Origin of the sequence: Streptomyces niveiscabiei, assembly GCF_001419795.1 — a bacterium.
Taxonomy (GTDB): Bacteria; Actinomycetota; Actinomycetes; order Streptomycetales; family Streptomycetaceae; genus Streptomyces; species Streptomyces niveiscabiei.
In genome coordinates, this window is sequence record NZ_LIRL01000918.1 from 1 (window position 1) to 2,436 (window position 2,436).

Here is a 2,436-nt window from a genome sequence, read left to right on the forward strand (position 1 = left end):
TCCCGGGCCCCTCCGCCCCACCCCCGTGCAACTCCGCGATGCGCTCCGCCGACACCGGACGGGAGTACAGCCACCCCTGCCCCGTATCGCACCCGATGCGCCTCAACCGCGCTGCCTGGGAAGCCGTTTCGACGCATTCGGCGGTGACCGTGAGGCCCAGCCGGTGGGCGAGGTCGATCATGGCCTCGACGACGACCTCGTCGGCGGGATTGGGTGGCGCGCCGGAGCCGTCGTACTGGAAGCCGCGGACGAAAGAGCCGTCCAGCTTGAGCACCGAGACCGGCAGACGGCTGAGGTAGGCGAGGTTGGAGTACCCCGTCCCGAAGTCGTCGATGGCGATGCGGACGCCCATGTCGCTGAGGGCCTGGAGGGCTTGGAGGGGACGCCCGGCGGACCCCATGACGGCGGACTCGGTGAGCTCCAACTGGAGGAGCCCCGGCGCGAGTTCGGTCTCCGCGAGGATCTCCGCGACGTCCGCGACGAGATCGGAGTCCCACACCTGCCGGACGGCGACGTTGACGCTGACGAAGAGGGGCGTCTCGTCGGGATGGTCGAGCTGCCAGCGCCGGGCCTGCCGGCAGGCGGTCGCCAGCACCCAGCGCCCCAACGGCACGATGGAGCCGTCCTCCTCGGCGAGCCCGACGAACCGATTCGGCGGCAGCAGCCCGAACCGGGGATGGTCCCAGCGCACCAACGCCTCGACGCCGCGCAGCCGTCCGTCGGACATCCCGACCAACGGCTGGTACTCCAGCACGAATTCACCCCGCTCGATGGCGGGCCGCAGTGTGGAGGCGAGCGCTTGACGGGTCATCAGGTGGGCGTTGCGCTCGGGATCGAACAGCGTCCACCGGGACTTCCCGTCGACCTTGGCCCAGTACAGCGTCGTATCCGCCGCCTGGACGAGGCCGGTTGCCGTCGTGCCCGCCGCGTGCCGCTCCACGACCCCGATGGAAGCGGTGACGTTGAGCCGCTGGCCGTCCAGGTCGAACGGTGCCTGAAGGGACTTGAGGACGGCCTCCGCCAACTCCGCGAGCTGGTCGGTGCCGGTGGAGTCCGCGACGAGGAGCGCGAACTCGTCCCCGCCGAGCCGCGCGACGAGCGGCGCCGCCGCTCTGGCCCGACCGGCCTCCTCCGCACAGGAGTTGAGCCGGTCGGCGACGGCGGCGAGCAGCCGGTCGCCGACCCGGTGCCCGAGCGTGTCGTTGACGGCCTTGAACCCGTCGAGGTCGAGGTAGCACAGCCCGATCCGCCCGGTGCCGCCCCGTTCGTACGCGTCGGGCTCCAGCGCGGCCGACAACCGCTCGAAGAACAACGCCCTGTTGGGGAGCCGGGTCACCGGATCGTGCATCTGGAGATGGCGCAGCCGCGCCTGGAGTTCGCGCCGCGCGCTGATGTCGGAGACCGACAGCAGCACCCCGGGCGTGTCGCCGCCGAGGGGCGACACGGTGACCCGCGCCCACACGGCCCGCCCGTCGGGCTGCTTCAGCCGCCTGGCGCACCGGAGTTCGGCCTGCCGGCCGCACAGCACCTCGCGGTACGCGTGCCAGGTGCGCGCGTCGGACGCGAGGTCGAGGAGGTCGGCGGCGACCCGCCCGACCAGGCCCGCCGGGTCGGCCCCGAGGATCTCCCCGAAGGCCGTGTTGACGGAGACGATCAGCCCGTCGCGCCCCACGACGGCCATGGCCGAGGGGGACGCGGCGAAGACCGCCTGATACGTGGACGGGCCGAGGGCGCCGTTCAGCCCTCGGGCACCATCCGATGCCAAAGTGTCACTCTCTGTAACGGCGGACCGGTCGAGGTCTGCCGCGGGCGTCGGCCCTTCGGACGTTCCGCTCACCGCTCGCTCCCGCAGTGCACTCGATCTCTGTCCGCGCAGGAAAGTGTCAGGAAAGTGTGCCGATCATAGAGGCTGGGCCCGGACCACCGCAGCCACTGCCAAGTGTCCATGACCTACCCACTCTTCTGACAGATCGTTTCTGCCCGCAGCGGGACCGGTTCTGCGGACCTAGGACCACATGTGACGTTCCGTGAGTGTTCCGGGGTGTCGCGGGTCCCCCGGTATGTCATACCGCTCACTCTTCCGGGGCAGACAAACAAGGCGCGGTATGACAAACCCGTACAGGGTGGGTGGAGGTGTCCCCAGAACCGCCCGCCTCCGGAGGTCCCCGTGCCGCGTCCGCTCCCGCGCCCTCGACTGCGCAAGTCGGCGGCCGTGTGCACCACGCTCTGCGCGCTCGCCGCGACCTCCCTCGCCGGCGCCCCCTCGGTGGCCGAACCCTTCTCCACCGCGCCCTGCGCCCTCACCCGCACCACCGCCCACCACTCCGAGGGCCTCGACACCTGGAACGCCGCCTATCCACGACCGGCACGCTCCCTCGACGCGGTGATGGTCTTCCTGTCCTTCCCCGACAGCCGCCCCCTCACCACCCCCGCCGA

At 71.3% G+C, this 2,436-nt stretch carries 1 protein-coding gene and 1 pseudogene; one reads left to right on the forward strand and one right to left on the reverse strand.

What is annotated here, in order from left to right; all coding sequences use genetic code 11:
• Window positions 1-1,837, reverse strand: a 1,837-nt coding sequence (locus tag AOK24_RS36870; RefSeq protein WP_055724306.1) for a putative bifunctional diguanylate cyclase/phosphodiesterase, incomplete at its 3' end; no start/stop codon positions are given.
• Between the two features lie 330 nt (window positions 1,838-2,167).
• Here AOK24_RS36870 and AOK24_RS36875 point away from each other — a divergent pair.
• Window positions 2,168-2,436: pseudogene (locus tag AOK24_RS36875) on the forward strand (M6 family metalloprotease domain-containing protein); the annotation flags it as partial.